Origin of the sequence: Mesorhizobium sp. B2-2-3 (genome assembly GCF_006442405.1) — a bacterium.
GTDB lineage: Bacteria > Pseudomonadota > Alphaproteobacteria > Rhizobiales > Rhizobiaceae > Mesorhizobium.
This window is the reverse complement of record NZ_VFWC01000015.1, coordinates 111,948-130,244: the sequence shown is the minus strand read 5'-3', so window position 1 is coordinate 130,244 and position 18,297 is coordinate 111,948. Positions and strand designations below refer to the sequence as shown.

Annotated in this window: 17 protein-coding genes and 1 riboswitch; of the genes, 6 read left to right on the top strand and 11 right to left on the bottom strand. The window is 63.9% G+C overall.

Going from position 1 to position 18,297, the window contains the following annotated elements; all coding sequences use genetic code 11:
* Together FJ951_RS24505 and FJ951_RS24500 are read right to left on the bottom strand one after the other, a co-directional pair.
* Positions 1 to 116 (bottom strand): DUF680 domain-containing protein (locus tag FJ951_RS24505; protein ID WP_140517786.1); only part of this gene is annotated, 116 nt, incomplete at its 3' end.
* Positions 117 to 185: 69 nt separating this feature from the next.
* Positions 186 to 383: a DUF680 domain-containing protein gene (locus FJ951_RS24500; protein WP_140501224.1), complete on the bottom strand. Its 198-nt coding sequence runs from the start codon at positions 381 to 383 to the stop codon at positions 186 to 188.
* Between the two features lie 479 nt (positions 384 to 862).
* Positions 863 to 1,065: riboswitch (cobalamin riboswitch) on the top strand.
* 130 nt (positions 1,066 to 1,195) lie between these two features.
* Between FJ951_RS24500 and FJ951_RS24495 the strand changes: the two genes are divergently transcribed.
* Both FJ951_RS24495 and FJ951_RS24490 read left to right on the top strand, forming a co-directional pair.
* Complete coding sequence (locus FJ951_RS24495; RefSeq protein ID WP_140517785.1) at positions 1,196 to 2,443, top strand: aromatic ring-hydroxylating dioxygenase subunit alpha; 1,248 nt, start codon at positions 1,196 to 1,198, stop codon at positions 2,441 to 2,443.
* Positions 2,444 to 2,462: 19 nt separating this feature from the next.
* Entirely contained in the window at positions 2,463 to 3,563 is a 1,101-nt protein-coding gene (locus FJ951_RS24490; RefSeq protein ID WP_140501228.1) for a hybrid-cluster NAD(P)-dependent oxidoreductase, read from the top strand.
* A 93-nt stretch (positions 3,564 to 3,656) separates the two neighbouring features.
* On the opposite strand, the gene FJ951_RS24485 is transcribed toward FJ951_RS24490, so the two are convergent.
* The 6 genes from FJ951_RS24485 to FJ951_RS24460 all read right to left on the bottom strand — a co-directional run bounded on the left by FJ951_RS24485 (position 3,657) and on the right by FJ951_RS24460 (position 9,023).
* Positions 3,657 to 4,055: a type II toxin-antitoxin system VapC family toxin gene (locus tag FJ951_RS24485; protein WP_140517784.1), complete on the bottom strand. Its 399-nt coding sequence runs from the start codon at positions 4,053 to 4,055 to the stop codon at positions 3,657 to 3,659.
* Positions 4,052 to 4,285, bottom strand: a complete 234-nt coding sequence (locus FJ951_RS24480) for an AbrB/MazE/SpoVT family DNA-binding domain-containing protein (RefSeq protein ID WP_140517783.1) — start codon at positions 4,283 to 4,285, stop codon at positions 4,052 to 4,054. The genes FJ951_RS24485 and FJ951_RS24480 overlap by 4 nt, the downstream gene beginning before the upstream one ends.
* A gap of 143 nt (positions 4,286 to 4,428) precedes the next feature.
* Positions 4,429 to 5,973 carry a DegQ family serine endoprotease gene (locus tag FJ951_RS24475; protein ID WP_140517782.1) on the bottom strand — a complete coding sequence of 515 codons (1,545 nt, stop codon included), beginning with the start codon at positions 5,971 to 5,973 and terminating at the stop codon, positions 4,429 to 4,431.
* Between the two features lie 197 nt (positions 5,974 to 6,170).
* The gene (locus FJ951_RS24470) at positions 6,171 to 6,890 is read right to left on the bottom strand and encodes an MBL fold metallo-hydrolase (protein ID WP_140517781.1); all 720 of its coding nucleotides are present in this window, start codon (positions 6,888 to 6,890) and stop codon (positions 6,171 to 6,173) included.
* Between the two features lie 88 nt (positions 6,891 to 6,978).
* Positions 6,979 to 8,145, bottom strand: a complete 1,167-nt coding sequence (locus FJ951_RS24465) for a diphosphate--fructose-6-phosphate 1-phosphotransferase (RefSeq protein ID WP_140501237.1) — start codon at positions 8,143 to 8,145, stop codon at positions 6,979 to 6,981.
* A 110-nt stretch (positions 8,146 to 8,255) separates the two neighbouring features.
* Positions 8,256 to 9,023 carry a L,D-transpeptidase gene (locus FJ951_RS24460; protein WP_140517780.1) on the bottom strand — a complete coding sequence of 256 codons (768 nt, stop codon included), beginning with the start codon at positions 9,021 to 9,023 and terminating at the stop codon, positions 8,256 to 8,258.
* Between the two features lie 388 nt (positions 9,024 to 9,411).
* Here FJ951_RS24460 and FJ951_RS24455 point away from each other — a divergent pair, with 388 nt between their 5' ends.
* Positions 9,412 to 10,035: a LysE family translocator gene (locus FJ951_RS24455; RefSeq protein ID WP_140517779.1), complete on the top strand. Its 624-nt coding sequence runs from the start codon at positions 9,412 to 9,414 to the stop codon at positions 10,033 to 10,035.
* A gap of 110 nt (positions 10,036 to 10,145) precedes the next feature.
* On the opposite strand, the gene FJ951_RS24450 is transcribed toward FJ951_RS24455, so the two are convergent.
* On the bottom strand, positions 10,146 to 12,848 hold the full coding sequence (locus tag FJ951_RS24450; protein ID WP_246671774.1) for an autotransporter outer membrane beta-barrel domain-containing protein: 2,703 nt from the start codon (positions 12,846 to 12,848) through the stop codon (positions 10,146 to 10,148).
* A gap of 439 nt (positions 12,849 to 13,287) precedes the next feature.
* Between FJ951_RS24450 and xylB the strand changes: the two genes are divergently transcribed.
* Positions 13,288 to 14,742, top strand: a complete 1,455-nt coding sequence (gene xylB / locus FJ951_RS24445; RefSeq protein WP_140517792.1) for a xylulokinase — start codon at positions 13,288 to 13,290, stop codon at positions 14,740 to 14,742.
* Positions 14,743 to 14,939: 197 nt separating this feature from the next.
* On the opposite strand, the gene FJ951_RS24435 is transcribed toward xylB, so the two are convergent.
* A complete protein-coding gene (locus FJ951_RS24435; protein WP_140517777.1) occupies positions 14,940 to 15,302 on the bottom strand; it encodes a nuclear transport factor 2 family protein in 363 nt (120 codons plus the stop codon).
* Positions 15,303 to 15,412: 110 nt separating this feature from the next.
* Here FJ951_RS24435 and xylA point away from each other — a divergent pair, with 110 nt between their 5' ends.
* Complete coding sequence (gene xylA, locus FJ951_RS24430) at positions 15,413 to 16,738, top strand: xylose isomerase (RefSeq protein ID WP_140517776.1); 1,326 nt, start codon at positions 15,413 to 15,415, stop codon at positions 16,736 to 16,738.
* 308 nt (positions 16,739 to 17,046) lie between these two features.
* Positions 17,047 to 17,256: a hypothetical protein gene (locus tag FJ951_RS24425; protein WP_140517775.1), complete on the top strand. Its 210-nt coding sequence runs from the start codon at positions 17,047 to 17,049 to the stop codon at positions 17,254 to 17,256.
* Positions 17,257 to 17,288: 32 nt separating this feature from the next.
* On the opposite strand, the gene FJ951_RS24420 is transcribed toward FJ951_RS24425, so the two are convergent.
* Positions 17,289 to 18,269, bottom strand: a complete 981-nt coding sequence (locus FJ951_RS24420; RefSeq protein WP_140491100.1) for a GlxA family transcriptional regulator — start codon at positions 18,267 to 18,269, stop codon at positions 17,289 to 17,291.
* Positions 18,270 to 18,297: the final 28 nt, after the last annotated feature.

The following is an 18,297-nucleotide window of genomic DNA, read 5'->3' as shown; positions in this document are numbered from 1 at the left end:
TCCGTCGAAGTGGCCGCGGGCTGGTTGGCGCCATTGGAGCCATAGTTGTCGCTGCCGGCGAAAGCGCTGCCCGACACGGCCAGGACGGCGGCGGCAGCAAGAGCGATCTTCTTCATTTCAAGTCTCCTGAATTCTCAAATTTCGCCAGGACGGCGGAAGGCCCGCCGTCAACTGGAGATCGGCTGTTAGTTGTTGCCGAAGAGGTTGCGATCGGCACCCTGGACAGGCGTCTGGGCAGCCGGTTCCGACTTCTTGGTCGAAGCGGTGTACGAGCTGTCGACGGCGGTGGCCGCAGGGGCATTCGAACCATAATGGTCGCTACTAGCGAAGGCGCTGCCGGAAACAGCCAGAAGGGCGGCGGCAGTGAGAATGATCTTTTTCATTTTTTGATACTCCAGTATTTTTCCGTCCGTCTAGCGGCGTGTCTTGGGAGGAAATCGCGTCGTTCGGACAGCCCCGATGTGGGAAAGCCATACCGCCATTTCCAATCACGAAGTTTTTCCGTGTGGACCAAGTTTCCACCACTTGAAATTGTGCCAGAGCCTTCAACATTCGTTTTTTTCTGTTTACTATCAGTTGGTTATGCAAACGCGTCGCGCGATCACCAATTGTGTCGAAGGCCCAGTGTTCACACCGTCCTGCACGCATCGTCAACAGAAACGAACCGTTCGGTTCGATTTTAGAGGGCGCTAACAGTCACTTTTCGAAACCGTTAACCTTTTTTGCCTCCGCCACGAGACGGAATCCGAGGCGGCGACCTGAGGCTTTCTGCCCTGCAACGGCGGCCGCGCCGTTTCCAATGCGTGTCGCGCGGCATGGATGCGATGTCGTTTTCATGCCGACGACAAGTCGGCGATCATGGTTAGATCCTGCCATCTCAGGTGCCGCCGCGTGACGACGAGGCGGAGAATTGGGAAGCCGGTCAGAATCCGGCGCTGCCCCCGCAACGGTGGTGGAGTTCAGGTCGCAACGGGAGACCACTGGGCAAAGGCCTGGGAAGGTGTCGCGACAGTCCGCAAGGACAGCTCCAGAGCCCGGAAACCAGCCCGAGATGTTGGACTCGACTGATCGCGGCGGGCGGTCAAGAGGCGGATGGTGCATGTCCGGCGCAAGCCGGCGCGCGGCTTGATCCTTCCTCTCTCCCCTCCGTTCAGTCCTTCGATGCGAGGACAGGACTTCAATGCGAGGACAGGACATGGATGCGCGCAACGACATGCTGAAACGGCTGCAAGGCCGCAGGGACGGCTTCTCGCTCGAGCAGCCCTTCTATACCGATCCCGACTACTTCAAGCTCGACATGGAGCTGATCTGGTACCGCGACTGGCTGTTCATCGGCCATGATTGCGAACTGCCCCGGCCCGGCAGCTTCATCACCGTGCAGATCGGCGACTATCCTGTGGTGCTGGTGCGCGACCAGAAGGGCAACATCAACGCCTTCCACAATTCTTGCCGCCATCGCGGCAGCCGCGTCTGCAACACAGACAAGGGCACGGCGGCGAAGCTCGTCTGCCCCTACCATCAGTGGACCTATGAACTGGACGGCAGGCTGCTGTTCGCCAGGCAGATGGCCGAGGGTTTCGACAAGAGCCAGTTCGGCCTGAAGCCGGTCGCCTGCGAAAGCGTCGGCGGCTACATCTTCATTTGCCTCGCCGACGAGCCGGCGGATTTCGCGCCGATGCGGACGATGATCGAACCCTATTTGCTGCCGCATCGGCTGCGCGAAGCAAAGGTCGCCTTCGAGAGCACCATCGTCGAGAAGGGCAATTGGAAGCTGGTCTGGGAAAACAACCGCGAATGCTATCATTGCGCCGGCAACCATCCGGAGCTCTGCAAGACCTTCCCGGAGGCGCCGACCGTGACTGGCGTGCAAGACGCCGACAGCGACCCGGAGATGCTGTCGCACTGGGCCAAGTGCGAGGCGGCCGGCCTGCCGAGCAGGTTCCGCATCGACCCGGCCGGACAGTACCGTGCCACCCGCGCGCCGCTGCTGCGCGATGCCGTCAGTTATACGATGACGGGAAAACGCGCGGTCAAGAAGAACCTGTCCGACGGCGTTGCCACCGACCGCATCGGCTCCTTGCTGCTCTATCACTATCCGACGACCTGGAACCACATCCTTGGCGACCACGCCGTCACGTTCCGCGTGCTGCCGATCAGCGCCACCGAGACCGCGGTGACGACCAAATGGCTGGTTCACAGGGACGCGGTCGAGGGCGTCGACTACGACCTTGCCGAACTCACCCATGTCTGGACCGAGACCAACGGCCAGGATCGTCGCATCGTCGAGGAAAACGCCTTCGGCATCCTGTCGCCGGCCTATGAACCCGGCCCCTATTCCGAACTGCACGAAGGCGGCGTCATCCAGTTCGTCGACTGGTACGCGCGTTTCATCGGTCCGCGCCTCGCCGAAGACGGCCGGCCGGCCCTGCGCAGCGTTGCTTGAGAGGTAAGGGATGAATGCGATGACGGATCTCGGCCTCTATCGCCATCTCGATCAGATGGCGCCCTGGAACGACAGGCTCCAGGTGCTGGAAGTGATCGGCGTGAGCGACGAGGCGCCTGATGTAAAGACCTTCACCTTCCGCTCCGACAACCAGACCTGGTTCCGCTACAAGCCGGGCCAGTTCGTGACGCTGGAACTGCCGACAGCGGATGGGTTGCTGATGCGCACCTACACGCTGTCGTCTTCGCCTTCACGGCCATTCTCGATCGCGGTGACGGTGAAGGCGCAGGCCGGCAGCACCGGCACACGCTGGATGTTCGACCATTTGAGGCCTGGTTCGCACGTCAAGGCGTATGGGCCGGCCGGAGACTTTTCGCTGCACAGCCACCCGGCGGCCAAATATCTGTTCATCTCGGCCGGCTCCGGCGTGACGCCGATGATGTCGATGCTGCGCTGGCTGAATGACTGCGCGCCATGGACCGATGTCGGCTTCGTCAACTGCGCCCGCCGCCCCGAAGAGATCATCTTCCGCAAGGAGCTGGAATTGCTCGGCAGCCGCATGCCCGGCCTGTCGCTCGGTTTCATGATCGAGGAGCGGTCGAGCCGGGAAGGCTGGTTCGGCCATATGGGCCGCATCGACGCCATCCGGCTGCCGCTTTTGGCGCCCGATTTCCGAGAGCGCGAAATCTTCTGCTGCGGCCCCGACCCCTTCATGCGTGCCGTGCGCGGCATGCTCGAAGCCGCCGGCTTCGACATGGCGAGATACCATCAGGAGAGCTTTGCAGCGCCGCTGGTGGAGGAAATCCCGGCGCCGTTCGCCTCGCCGACTGGAGACGGCGCAGCCATTCCTGTCGAAGCCGCGACGCCGATCCGGTTCTCGATTTCGGACGTCGATGCCGCATGCGTCGCCGGCCAGACGGTGCTGCAGACGGCGCGCGCCTCGGGAGTCAGAATCCCCGCCGCGTGCGAATTCGGCCTGTGCGGAACCTGCAAGGTCAAGAAGCTCTCGGGCGAGGTCGAGATGAGCCACAATGGCGGCATCCTCGATCACGAGATCGAGGACGGCTTCATTCTCGCCTGCTGCTCCAAGCCGCTTTCGGCGCTTGATATCGAGGCGTGACCGACGGCGCTCGGCGGTCTGCAACGCCGCTTAAAGCGCGTCGCATGAGCCCATTTCGATGCGACACGCTTTGGAGCGAAATCCGACGGCCATTCAGGGAGTGATCAGCGTCACAGAAGGGAAATAAGTCCGGTAGCGGCCGACATCACGCGTCAGCAGCGGAAGGCGTCCGACGGCTGCGTGGGCGCCGATGAAAAAGTCAGGCAACACGCCGGTCTTGGATCCTCCCGATCTGCGATATTGTGTAAATGCTTTTCCGGCAAGGAAGAGGGCTGCTCTTGGCATCGGAACCATTTCTAGACCGGCCGCCTCGACAAACGCCTCCAGATCCTCGATGCGTGCGTAGCGGACGGCAAGCTCGGCATAGACCGCATCATTGATCAACAACGGCCCATCGAGGCTCGCTGCCTCGAGATGGGCGACCGACCAATCCGCCCAGCTCGGATCGTCCGTAACAACGTCGAGCAGACCGTTGGTGTCGACGAGCGTCACCGTTCGGAACGCGTCAGCGCCATGATCGCGTCCGTCGTGAGCCCCTCGCCGGCATGACCTCGCAACTTGGCGAAGCGGCTCGCCGGCTGCTTTTTGTCAGCACGGGTCAGCACCACGCTGCCATCGGCAGCGCGCCGGAAATCGACCTTGCTTCCCGGGACGATCTCCAGGAGATCGCGAACCGGTTTGGGGATGGTCACTTGTCCCTTCGCTGTAACGGTCGTCGCCATCTTCGTTCCTCGGTAATACCATGTCTCCCGAAGGTATTACCTTGCGGTTCGAATTTCAAGGCCTGAAGCGTCAATCCCCGGCCGGGAGGCGGGCTCGTCGACCGACAAGCCCGCCATCCCTGCATTCATGTCAACGCGATGTCTCAGCCATTGGCGAAGGGCACGGCGACATAGATCTGGGCATCGCCTCGTTCCACCAGCAGCAGCACCGATTTGCGGCCTGACTTGCCGGCCTGCGCGATCGCCTGCGTGGCCTGCCTGGCGCTCTTCACCGGCATCTGGTTGACGGCGATAATGATGTCGCCGGGCTGGACGCCGGAAGCCGCCGCCGCCTTGTTGGGATTGACCGCGGCGACCACCGCGCCACGCTGGTTGTCGGGGAGGTTCATCTGCTGGCGAATATCGGGCGTGATGTCCATCAGGCCGAGCCCGATCGCCGGCAGGCGGGCGCCCTGCCCGTTTCCCGGCGCGCCGGAATCACCAGATACCGACGCGGTCTGCGCATCGTCGCCATTGCGGCCGACGTCGACGGAAAGCTGCATGGTTTTGCCATTGCGCCAGACGTCGAGCGTTTCCTTCTTGCCGGGCGAGACATCGGCGACGGCACGCGACAGGTCCTTGGGGTCCTTTATCTCCTGGCCGGCGAAGCCGGTGATGAGGTCCCCCGTCTGGATGCCGGCCGCGGCCGCCGGCGAGCCCTCGGTGACCGAGGAGACCAATGCGCCGCCGGGGTGATCGAGACCTATGGCACTGGCAACGTCCGGGGTCACCGGCTGGATCTGGACGCCAAGATAGCCGTATTCGATTTCGCCGCCCTTCATCAGCTTGGCGACCACCTTTTGCGCCTGGTCGGACGGAATGGCGAAGCCAACGCCGACGCTGCCGCCATTGGGCGAATAGATCGCGGTGTTGATGCCCACGACGTTGCCGCTCACATCGACCAGCGGACCGCCAGAGTTGCCGTGGTTGATCGGCGCATCGATCTGGATGAAATCGTCAAACGGCCCGCTGTGGAGATCGCGGCCGCGCGCCGAGACGATACCTGAGGTGACCGTGGTGCCAATGCCGAACGGATTGCCGAAGGCCAGCACTTGATCGCCCGGCATCAACTTGTCGGAATCTCCCCATTTTACCGTCGGCAGGGGCTTGTCGGCCTTGATCTTGATCACCGCAAGGTCATTCTTGGCGTCGCGGCCGACCAGCTTGGCGGGAAGCTCTGTACCGTCGTCAAGCGTCACCTTGATCGAGCTCGCGCCGTCGATGACATGGTTGTTGGTGACGATGGTGCCGTCGGCGCCGACGATAAAGCCGGATCCGAGCGCTTCGGCGCGCTGCGACTGCTGCGGCGGCGCTTTCGGCCCGGGCACGCCCTGGTCGCCGAAGAACTGGCGGAAATAATCGTCGAAAGGCGAGCCGCCGCCGTCCAGGGGCGAGGCATCGCTCATGGCGTCCGGTTGCCCCTTCATGACGGTCGTAACCGTCACCACGGCCGGCTTGTCGGCTGCCACGATGGGGGCAAAGGAGCCGTTCGGGGCCGTTACGCCGGCTACGGGAGTCTGTGTCGTACCGACGGCGTTGTGGACGTCGTTCGGGCTTTCGGCGAAGGAGGCCACGATGGGAGAAATGATCAGCGCAGCGCCCAGCAGGGCCGCGACGCGATGTCTACGAAGAATGCTTATGGGTGACATGGTCGTTCTGTCCGGGCGAGAGTTGAACCTGGGCCGCGGATGGTTCGGGGAAAAACACCCGTCGGCTGTCGACAGCCGGATTGCCTGTCTCGCCGCGCATGGCAGCCGGCCGGATCGACAAACCAGCATCTAGGGCGCGGATTGGCCCGATTTAGGGTTTTCGGGCGACCTTACGAAGATTTAATTTTAGAGCCGGCTTATGGACCAGCCGCTCGGCTGAGATAGGCCGAGGCGATCTCGCGCATGCGCTCGCCGTGGAAACTCGGGCCGTGGCCGCCATGGCCGATGCGGATCGGCAGGTCGAGCAGGCGCCGCATGGTGAGGCGATAGGCCGACTTGTCGGAGTCCGGCAGGTCGTCGATCAGCCGGTCGTCATAGATGGCGTCGCCGCTGAAGAACAGGCCGTCTGCTTCGTCGAACAGCGCGATCGAATCCGGCGAATGCCCGGGCAGATGCAGCACGCGGAAGCGGCGGTCGCCGAGATCGACGACATCGCCCTCGTCGAGGGTGCGCGTCAGCGGCGCTGGCGGGATCTTGTAATCCGCAGCCTTCCAGCCCGGTGCCGGCAGTCGCGAGACGGCGCCGTCGAGGTCGTGGAACATGTAGGCGTAGGTCGCCGCCTCATCCATGTTCTCGAATTGCGCGGCACTCACCCTGGGTCCCACGCGCAGCGCGAATTCATGCAGCGAGCCGACATGATCGAGATGGATGTGGGTGGCGACGACGATGAGCGGTTTGCCGGCCCGGGTTTCGATCTCCGGCGCCAGCGGGCAGATGCCCATGCCGGTATCGACCAAAAGGTCGGCGTCGCGGCCGGTGAGATGCCAGATGTTGGCGCGCACATAGTCATGCACGAACGGCTCGGTCAGCATGGTCGTCTTGTCGTCGACGATGCTCCTGCTGAACCAGTTCTCCATCAGAAGCGGCCCGGCATCAAGCGTGAGCCCGGCATCAGGTGTGAGCCTCGCATCAGGTGTGATCCTGGGATCAAGTATGCTCCCGACATCAGACGAAGGGCTTTCCGACCTTGTATTTTTCCGGCACCAGCCGCTTCAGGTAAGCCATGCCGGCGTCGGACAGATGGTTGGCGTCCGGCTTCATGAAGTTCTCAGGCATGTGACGGGTCTTGCCGGCCACGTTCTTCAGCGGCACCTTCTTCAGCACGGTTTTGGTGCCGTCATATTGCAGCGCCACGGAGCCGCCGCCCTGTTCGGCCACGGTGACCGCGAAAGCTCCCGCGTCGAACGCCTCCTGCGCGTCGACGGCGCTGATGGCGCCGACATAGCCGCGCGGCATGTAGCCCAGCGCATCGACGCGGGCGCGCTTGCCAGGAAGCCCTTCGGCGAGCGCCCGCTCAAGTGCCGCCGGCAGGTCGCTGCCCGATAGCTTGACGTTGCCATGCTGGTCGCGCTCCAGCTTCTCCGGCGGCACCAGGCTTTCAACCAGCGCCTTGCCGTCGGCGGTGCTCACCCCTTCCGAAACGGCGACGATGCAGCGCTTGTGGCGGTCGAGCGTGGCGCGCACGTCCTCGATGAAGGCTGTGGCCGAGAACGGCCGCTCCGGCACGTAGACGAGATGCGGACCACTGTCGGGATCGAGCTGCCAAGCCGCGGCCGCGGCCGTGAGGAAGCCGGCGTGCCGGCCCATGACGATGCCGACATAGATGCCGGGCAGAGCGCGAAAATCGAGATCGACGGACAGGAAAGCGCCGGCGACGAACTCGGCCGCCGAGATGAAACCCGGCGTGTGGTCGTTCTCCTCGAGATCATTGTCGATGGTCTTGGGCGCATGCACGAACGCGATCTTGCCGCCGGCGGCATCGGTCAGGATCTGCTGCGTGCCCGACGTGTCATTGCCGCCGATATAGATGAAGGCATCCGCGCCGGCCTTCTTCAGGCCGTCGAGGACGACCTCGCAATAGGCTGCATCCGGTTTGTCGCGCGTCGAGCCAAGGGCCGCGCTCGGCGTTCCGGCGATCAGCCGCAGGCGGTCTTCCGGGACGGCGGAGAGGTCGACATAATTGCCGTCGCGGATACCGCGCACGCCGTGGATGGAGCCCAGGACCTTGGCGCCGGGATGCCGCTTGCGGATCTCCAGCGTCGCCCCGACCACGGTCTGGTTGATGACGGCCGTCGGGCCGCCGCCCTGCGCGATGACGAAAGTTCCGGCCATTGGTGAAATTCTCCCGGGCGATTGGATTTCAGGCACCTTCGCCTGTCTTTGGCCATCGCGCAACGGCAGAAACGACCGGCCGCGCCAGCGGCCGCGAGGTGAGGCTTGAGCTAGACGACGACGACCGGGTTCTTCTTGGAAACGCGGCTGTAGAGGTCGATGATGTCCTGGTTGATCAGGCGCACACAGCCCGACGACATGGCCTGGCCGATGCTCCACCATTCGGGCGAGCCATGGATGCGGTAGCCGGTGTCCTTGCCGTCCTGATAGATGTAGAGAGCGCGCGCCCCGAGCGGGTTGGTGAGGCCGCCGGGCTGGCCGCCCTGCCATTTTACCAATTCCGGCTTGCGGGCGATCATTTCCGGCGGCGGGGTCCAGGTCGGCCATTCCCGTCCGTACTGGATGTTGGCGCGGCCGGACCAGCGGAAGCCGTCCTTGCCGATGCCGACCCCGTAGCGGATGGCGTCGCCCCCCGGCTGGACGAGGTAGAGCATGCGCTCATTGAGATGAACGACGATGGTGCCGGGCGCTTCGCCCGTCTGGTCGACGACGATCTGGCGGCGGAATTCCGGCTTGATCTTGAGGTAGGGCACCTCGGGCACGTTGAAGCCGCCGTCGCTCAGGGACGCGTACATCAGGTCGGGGCTGGTGACGTTCTTGTCGACGCTGATGCTCGGCCGGATCGGCCGCACAGAGCCGGTGACCGTGTCGTCGAGCTCAAGCGCCGGCAGGCCGCCGCCCGAAGTCGAGCAGCCGGCGGCGCCAAGCAAGGCCAACGCCCCTGCCCCGGATAAAACGGCGCGGCGGGAGACAAGACTATCGGTTTCGATTGCGTCGCCGTTTCGCGGCGGCCTCAGACCTTGCGGCAACTCACGCATGTACCCAAACCCTACGCTGTCGGCGGGAAGCACGGTCCGGCCGGATGACGAGCATTTTCATCATTCATGGTTGATAAAGCGTGAAGGCCTTGCGCTGCCTGCATTTGCGAACAGGCTGGGCGCCATTGCGCCCTCGCCGGTATCGCCAACCAGCGTGCCCTGCACGAAATCACCTCGGGCGGGTCATAGTCCCGGCGCCAGCGTGTCAAAAGCGGGGGCCCCCATGTGCAAGACCTGAAAGATCAACCTCGAGCTTCTCGCCGAGATCGTGAACCTGTCGGGCGGCTCGACTGACGCCGAACTGCCGTTGGGGGGGTAGAAACAAACCGCTTTACATTCTCCTGGACCGAAGGATTTATCCTCTTCTTTGAGCTCAAAGGAGACGAGCATGTCCTTCGAAAACTGGGCCGCCTTCGCTGCCGCGTCGACCATCCTCCTAGTCATTCCGGGACCGACCATCCTTCTGGTCGTGTCCTATGCCCTCGGCCAGGGATGGCGCACCGCACTGCCGATGGCCGTCGGCGTGGCGCTGGGCGACTTCACGGCGATGACCTTGTCCATGCTGGGCATCGGCGCCCTGCTGGCAGCTTCGGCCACCGTCTTCACGATCCTGAAGCTGATCGGCGCTGCCTATCTGGTCTATCTCGGCGTAAAACTGTTCCGGGCCGGCGGCGCGCTCAAGGCCGAGCCGCGCACCGATGCCGTGTCCTCCGCCAGGATGATGGGGCATGCCTGGCTGGTCACCGCGCTCAACCCGAAAAGCATCACCTTCTTCGTCGCCTTCCTGCCGCAGTTCCTCGACCGGCACGCCGATTTCTGGACGCAGATGCTGATCTTCGAGACGACCTTCCTGGCGCTCGCCTTCGCCAATGCCTTCGGCTACGCGCTGATCGCGTCGCGAGCGCGCAACCTTGTGCGCAACCCTAGGGCGATCCGCGTCTTCAACCGCACCGGCGGCACGCTGCTGGTTGGCGCCGGCATCGCCACAGTGGCGATGCGTTCAGGGAATTGAACAAGGGGGATTCGCTCAACGCACAGCGTTAGCGCTGCCCCTCACCTGCCTGCCGGCGGATGAGGGGCGGCGTCGACTTTACGCACGAAAACAGCGCCAGCTTCGCCGTCTCACCACTTGATGCTGACGCCGAGATTGCCCTCAAGGATGCGCCGCTTGTCACCGCCGAGATTGGTGGTGTAGTCGCCGGTGGCGAAGAGGCTGACCTTGTCCGTCACCTTGGCGGTCACGCCGCCGCCGAATTCGAACGAGGTCGAGCGGCTTTCGGTCGAGATGTCGGTGGTGTCGAAGTTGACGTGATCCGTGCCACCGGAACCGTGCCAGAGATTGGCCTTGAGGTAAGGTTGCAGCACGGTGCCGTTCAATGTCGTCTCGCCCTGCAGGCGCAGGCCGAGGCGTCCGGTGACGTTGTCGTCGAGATCGAAGGAAACCGACGCGAAGCGATCCTCGGCATCGTCGAGCGATAGATGCTGCCAAATCAGTTGCGCCTGCGGTTCGAGCGTCCAGCCTTGCGCCAGCGCGATCGGGTAGCCCCCTTCCAGCGAAGCGGTGACGCCGGTTCCCTTGACATCGATGCCGATGTCGCGGGTCGAGGTCGCATCGCCGCTGAAAAAAGTGGCCATGACGACCCCGTCCAGGTACCAGCCCCCGGGACCGATACGGGTCCAGTAGCCGCCGACGCTGGTGCCGCCGAGATCGATGTCGCCGACGCCCAGATCGTTCTGCCCCAGCGCCTGGCCGCGCACATCGCCGTTCATGGTGGCATAGGCGATGAACAGGCCGGCACGATCGACGCCACCTGAAGCGGTTTCCTGGCCAAACACGTCGAAGCCGCCCTGGAACCCGAACAAGGTGCCGTCGAACGACGGCGAAACCGTTCCCGACCAGCCCATCTTCGCGTCCTGGCCGAAGATACGGCCCCAGACCGGAGAGAGTTCGGTGTTTGACAACAGGCTCTGTTCGCCTCGCCGTTCATGGAAAGTACCAAGTGTCGTCATCGCCAGATGCTCGGCCACCGGCGGAACCGCCGAATAGACCGGGACCTCGACACGGTAGAGCAGGATCTCCTCCCCTGCCGCGGGCGTCGGAAGATCGGGCACCGCAGTCGGGACGGGCGGGGGCGGCGGTGGCGGATCAGCCGCCGGTGCCGCCGGCGGGGGTGGCGGGGGCTGGAGCTCCGGATCGCCGGCCTGCACCGGCGGCGTCGGATCGACCGGCGGATTGTTGACGTCGCCTTCGGACGGCACGGGCACGTGCGGCAGTTGGGAAGGCGGCGGCGGCGGCTCGGTTGCCGGAGGTTCGGGCTCGGGCGCCGCCGTCGGTCCGATCCCCGGCGGCGCTGCGGCCGGCGATGTCGGCGTTATCAACGACGAGCGCAGATACCAGTTCTCCGCGCTGCCTGCGGTGACGCCACCCTTGAACAGATAATATTCGAAGGCGCCCGCCGCGACCGGCGCGTCGAGCGCGAAGGCGCTGGCGCTGGAGGTGGCGCCATTGACCGCCTGGACGACCATGATGCCGTCCTGCGTCGTCTCGGCACCCGTGCCGCCGACATTGACCACCCCGATGCCGGTCGAGCCGGAAGCCGTGCCGCCCGACAGCACCAGCCTGTCCGAGGCCGAGGAATCATCGCCGAGTTCCGTCTGGATGAGCAGCAGGCCGCCAAGCCCGGTGTAATTGCCCGAAATCGTCAGCCGATCCGTCGCGCCTGTACTGCCATTGGTCAGGTCGATGCGGCCGGCATTGACGACGTCCGCAAGCTGGCCCGCCGTAAAGGCCTGTATCGACGCGTTGAAGCCGCCGCCATAGAGCGTGCTTGCCGCATCGACGCTGAGCGAGCCCGTGCCGGTGCCGCTGTCTCCCAGCACCAGATTGCCGTCCAGCGTGAGTTCGGTGTCGTTGGTGGCGTCGATGCTCTCCCAGTTCTGCACCCGGCTGATGCCTTTGAGCTTGACGTTGTCGAAACTCAGCGTGTCGGTGCCGAGGCCACCATTCAGCGCGTCGGCGCCGCCCATATTGGAATTGGTCAGGTTGCTCAGCTTTGCCGTGTCGTTGTCGGCGCCGAGGTCGACGGCGCCATAGATGATGCCGCCGCCGTCCCAGACGAAACTGTCGGCGCCGAAGCTCATCAGCACGTCGCCGCCGACCGTGCCGCCGGTAATCGTCACGCTGTCATTGCCGCCGCTGACGCTGATGTTGCCGCCGATCGTGCCGCCCGAAAGGATGATCGTGTCCTTGTCGAAGCCGGTGACCAGGTTGCGGTCGATGGTGCCGCCGGACATGTTGAAGTAGTTCTGGTCGAGCTTCATGTTGACGCGGCCGATGCGGCCGCCGGTCATCACCGCATGGTCGCCGTCGTCGAAGAAATCGACGATGCGTCCGTCCGTCATGGTGAAGGTGTCGAGGCCATCACCCTGGTTAAGTGAACCGATCTGGCCGCCGCTCATGTTGAAGTCGTCGATGCCCGAGCCTTGCTGCACATTGCCGACGACGGTGCCCGCGCCGATGGTGAAGAAATCGGCGCCACCGCCCTGGTCGACCGTGCCGGTGATGGTACCGGATTGCATGTTGATGCGGTCCGAACCAACGCCGAAGGTGACATTGCCGCTCACCTGGCCGGTGCCGCCGGCGGGAAAGGTGAGCGTGTTGTCGCCGTTCAGATCGTTGAGGCTCCCGCCCGAATCGCCGCTGTCGCAGATGAAGGTGTCGTTTCCGGCGGTCGGAACGAGCAGGCATGCGGCGAAGGCGGCGGAATTGGGCAGCAACGCCAGCGACGTCGCGGCAAAAACGCCAAGCATTCGAGGAAGAAACATCACCGGCATATGCCGTTTCAGAACAACTAATTTAGCGATGTCTTCCGAATCGCCATTCGGAAGCCTGTTTTCAAAGCGCCGCACCGCGTCCCTCCAAGATTCGCGATTGCAAGCCCCCACCTACGCCGCAATGAAGACACAATTCGTTCCGTTTTACAAAGCCTAATCTGCCCGTCATGGTTGATGAACTGGAAAACGGGCCGGACAGAGCTGTGCTTTGATTGCGCCAGAATTGGTCCTTGGCGTGCGTCTCGCCAACCCTCCAAAGCGTGTTGGTGGCGGCGCGTACGCTGGCGCGGCCACACAGCCCGCCGTCGGCGTTGTTTTCGTGATGCGCGGCTGATTGTCAGAGAATTGACCCGCGGCGGATCTTGGCTTAAAAACTGCCTCGGCCAGATTTTTTCGAGATCCGAAAAAAATAATGGCAAGGGAGGAAAACATGTATCTCGGCCTCGACCTTGGCACGTCGGGCGTCAAGGCGCTGCTGATCGATGCCGAACAGACCGTCATCGGTTCCGGCCATGGCGCGCTCGACGTTTCGCGGCCGCATCCCGGCTGGTCCGAACAGGATCCAGCCCACTGGCTACGCGCCTGCGAAGACGCGATTGCCGAACTGAAGGCCTCCCATCCCTGGCAGTTCGCGGCGGTGAAAGGCATTGGCCTATCCGGTCAGATGCATGGCGCCACCTTGCTCGATGCCTCTGACAAGGTGCTGCGCCCCTGCATTCTGTGGAACGATACGCGCAGCCATGCCGAGGCAGCCGCGCTCGACGCCGATCCGCGGTTTCGCGAGCTGACCGGCAACATCGTCTTTCCCGGTTTCACCGCGCCGAAGCTCGCCTGGGTGAAGAACAACGAACCCGCCATTTTCGCCAAAGTGGCCAAGGTGCTGCTGCCCAAGGATTTCCTGCGGCTGTGGCTGACCGGCGAACATATTTCGGAAATGTCGGACTCGGCTGGCACTTCCTGGCTCGACGTTGGGAAGCGGCGCTGGTCCGCCGACCTGCTCGCGGCCACGTCGCTCGACGAAAAGCACATGCCATCCCTGGTCGAGGGTACGCAGAAGGCCGGTGGGCTGCGCGGCGAGCTGGCGTCGAAATGGGGCGTCGAAGCCGGCATCCCGATTGCCGGCGGCGCCGGCGACAATGCGGCTTCCGCCTGCGGCATGGGCACGGTCCGTGCCGGCCATGCGTTCGTGTCTCTGGGCACGTCAGGCGTGCTGTTTGCCGCCAATGCCTCCTATCTGCCCAACCCGGCAAGCGCGGTCCACACTTTCTGCCATGCGCTGCCTGACACCTGGCATCAGATGGGCGTCATCCTGTCGGCCACCGATTCGCTCAATTGGCTGTCCGAGATTACCGGCAAGGGCGCAGGCGAGTTGACATCGGAACTGGGCGATACACTGAAGGCGCCGACCGGCGTGTCCTTCCTGCCCTATCTCTCGGGCGAGCGCACGCCACACAATGATTCCGTCATTCGCGGCTCCTTTACCGGACTGGCGCATGAATCGAGCCGCGCCGTCCTGACCCAGGCCGTGCTGGAAGGCGTGGCCTTCGCCTTTCGCGACAGCCTCGAGGCGTTGAAGACTGCGGGCACGAGCTTGATGCGTGTGACGGCGATCGGCGGCGGCTCGCGCTCGCGCTACTGGCTGAAGGCCATCGCCACCGCGCTTCAGCTGCCTGTCGACATTCCCGCCGACGGCGATTTCGGCGCCGCCTTCGGCGCCGCCCGGCTCGGCCTGATCGCAGCGACGGACACTGATCCGCTCGATGTCTGCACGGCGCCGAGGACCGATGCAACGATCGAACCGGATGCCGGCTTGGATGGTGCATTTGCCGATGCCTACCAGCGCTACCGCGGGCTTTATCCGGCGATCAGGGCGGCAACGGCGTGAGCAGGCGCCACGCGCCCCCCTCTGCCCTGCCGGGCATCTCCCCCTCTAGGGGGAAGATCGGCAGCTTTGGCGGCTACGCTAGCCTTGCAAGGCCGGAGGTTGGCGAAGGTATAAAAATCAGCCAATCTCCCCCCTTGAGGGGGAGATGGCCGGCAGGCCAGAGGGGGGCGCCTGGCGCCTACCTTAGCCGTGAAGCCTCACTGCGCCGGCACCTTGTCGAGGAAGCCGGTGATGCTCTTCAGGCGGCCGTTCTCGATGACGCCGATATCGGTGCCTTCGATGACGGACGGTGTGCCCTCCGGGCCGAGGTTCCAGGAAAAGCGGATTTTGTCGGCAAACCCGTCCGGTGTGCCTTTCAGCGAGAAGCGGAAGCCGGCAAAGCGCTGCTGCACGCCGTCGATCAGCGCCGCGACGCCTTCATGGCCGTCGCCCTGCATGATGGGATCGCGATAGCTGACGTCTTCGGTGAAAGTCGCCTTGAGCAGCGCCTGACGGCGCGCGGCGTCGCTCTCATTCCAGGCGGTGATGTAGCTTTCGGCGATCTTGTTGAGATCGGTCATGATCTGTCTCCTTCGTTGGCTTTGACATGACCCTTTTCACCCAACGGACGAACGGAACCAATTACGCCTGAGGTAATCAGGCGGAGCCATTTCGGAGAGGAAGGAAATCCATGAGCAGCGGCTTTTTCGGCGACATCAAGAAGATCAAATATGAGGGGCCGGATTCGGCCAATCCGCTGGCTTACCGGTTCTACAACCCGGACGAGCTGGTGGCCGGCAAGCGGCTGGAAGACCATCTGCGCTTCGCCGTCGCCTACTGGCATTCCTTCGCCTGGCCGGGCGGCGATCCGTTCGGCGGCCAGACCTTCGATCGGCCGTGGTTCCCCAAGGCCGGCGGCATCGACACGATGGAACTGGCAAAACTGAAAGCAGACGTCGCCTTCGAGATGTTCTCGCTGCTCGGCGCGCCCTATTTCTGCTTCCACGATGCCGACGTGCGGCCCGAGGGCAAGGATTTTTCGGAAAGTTCCGCGCGCCTCGACGAGATCGCGGACTATTTCGCCACCAAGATGAAGCAGACTGGCGTCAAGCTCTTGTGGGGCACGGCGAACCTGTTCTCGCACCGCCGCTTCATGTCGGGCGCCGCGACAAACCCCGATCCGGATGTGTTTGCCTATGCGGCAGCGACGGTGAAGAGCTGCATCGACGTCACCAAGCGGCTGAAGGGTGAGAACTATGTGCTTTGGGGCGGACGTGAGGGCTATGAGACGCTGCTCAACACCGACCTTGCCCGCGAGCAGGAGCAGGCCGGCCGTTTCCTCAACCTCGTCGTCGACTACAAGCACAAAATCGGCTTCAAAGGCACGATCCTGATCGAGCCGAAGCCGCAGGAACCCACAAAACACCAGTACGACTACGATGTCGCGACCGTCTATGGCTTTCTCAAGCGCTTCGGCCTGGAGAAGGAGGTCAAGCTCAACATCGAGCAGGGCCACGCCATCCTCGCCGGCCATTCCTTCGAGCACGAGCTGGCGTTGGCCAATGCGCTCGGCATCTTCGGCTCGATCGACATGAACCGCAACGACTACCAGTCGGGCTGGGACACCGACCAGTTCCCCAACAATGTGCCGGAGATGGCCCTGGCCTATTACCAGGTCCTGCAGGCGGGCGGCTTCAAGACCGGCGGCACCAATTTCGACGCCAAGCTGCGCCGCCAGTCGCTCGATCCGCAGGACCTGCTGATCGGCCATATCGGCGGCATGGATGCCTGCGCGCGCGGCCTGAAGGCAGCCGCCAAGATGGTCGAAGACAAGGCGCTGTCGGCTCCACTCGCCGAGCGCTACGCAGGCTGGAACAGCGGCGAGGCCAAGGCGATGCTTGCCGGCAAGCGCACGCTGGAGGACATCGCCGAGCGCGTGGTGAAGAAGAAGATCGAACCGCAGCCGCGCTCCGGCCGTCAGGAACTGCTCGAAAACATCGTCAACCGCTACGTGTAAGGGATGAAAGGCGGGCGGCGGCTCGTTCAGCCGCCGCTCCGCTTACCCACGCCGCTTCGCGGGGAGAAGTTCCCGGCGTCGCGCTTATTTGCCTGCCGCCCTGTTCGCCATTGAACGGAAAAGGTGCCGGCGGGCGGACGAGGGTGGCGCCGAGACCGGGTGAAAGGGCTTTGCGCCAGTGCGGAATCGACGACAAGGTTTTGCCCACTGACGCCCCTCAATCGCCTCTCTCTTGCCTTCAAACTGCCGTCACGAATCTCCTATAAGAAGGTGCTCGTGGCGGGAGAGGAAGAAGGAGGCGAACCGATATGCAGAACGAACGTGAAATCGACGCCCTGCTCTCAAATGGCGAGGCCGGGTCGATTATCGACCGGCTGATGGCAATGCCGCATCCGAAGGATGGTGCGCGCCGCTCCAACGAATGGGACCGCGCCGTTGCCAGCCGTTTCGAGACCCATCTGGCAAGACAGATGCGCTCGCAGATCGATAGTGGCGGCGACCGGCAGAAAGCTGCCTGATCAACCGCTTTCCACTTTGGACGACATGTACATCAACCCCGGCGTAGCCTGACCGGGGCTTCACCGAAAGCTCTTGAAAACGCCCTCGAAAATGCCGCGGCGGATGAAAATCCGGTCCGCCCGGCAATGTCGGCCATGGCCACTCTGGTGTCGATCACCAGCCGCCGCGCAGCGCCCAGGCGCAGCCTGAGATAGTAGGCGCCGGGCGTCTCGCCGATCGACTTGCGGAAGATGCTCTCCAGTGTCCGTGCCGTCACCCCGGCGCGCTTTGCCACGGCGGCGACCGTCAACGGCTGGTCGACATGCGCTTCCATCAGCCGGATGGCTTGCGCCAGGCGCGGATCATAGCCGTCTAGCCGGCCAAGCGAGACCAGGGGCTGAGCGTCGGTGGCCGCACGGGCCTGATCGTAGATGAAGACGCTGGCCACATCGAGCGCCACGGCCATGCCGAGGCGGGTGCGAACGAGGTGCAGCATCAGGTCGAAGGTGGGCGAGGCGCCACCGGAGGTGAAGACCGGCCCGTCGATGACGTAACGGTCCGGGCGGACGTCGACGCCCGGAAAGGCCGACGAGAAATCTTCCATGTCTTCCCAATGGGTCGTGGCGCTGCGGCCTTCGAGCAAGCCGGCCCGCGCGACCAGCCATGTACCGGCCTCGACGCCGCCGCAGGCGCGCGCCGAACGGGCGGCGCGGCGCAGGCCCGAGAGCAGAGCCGACGTCGCATAATTCTGCGTGCCGAAACCGGCGACGACGACAAGAACGTCGGTCGGTTCGGCCGCGTCGAAGCGGCCGCTGACCGCCACTGGCAGGCCGCAAGTGGTGACCGGCGCCTCGCCGGTTACGGAAACCAGCTTGAAATCGAACAATGTCTCGCCGGAGATGCGGTTGGCGGCGCGCAGCGGGTCGACCGCCGAGGCCACGCACATGATGGACGAGCCGGAAAACACCAGCATCGTCACCTTGAGCGGCAGACGCTCGGCGCGAAAGATCGTCAGTTTTTCGCCTTTAGTCATGGAAGCTTCGTAAAACGCAAAGCAGTTT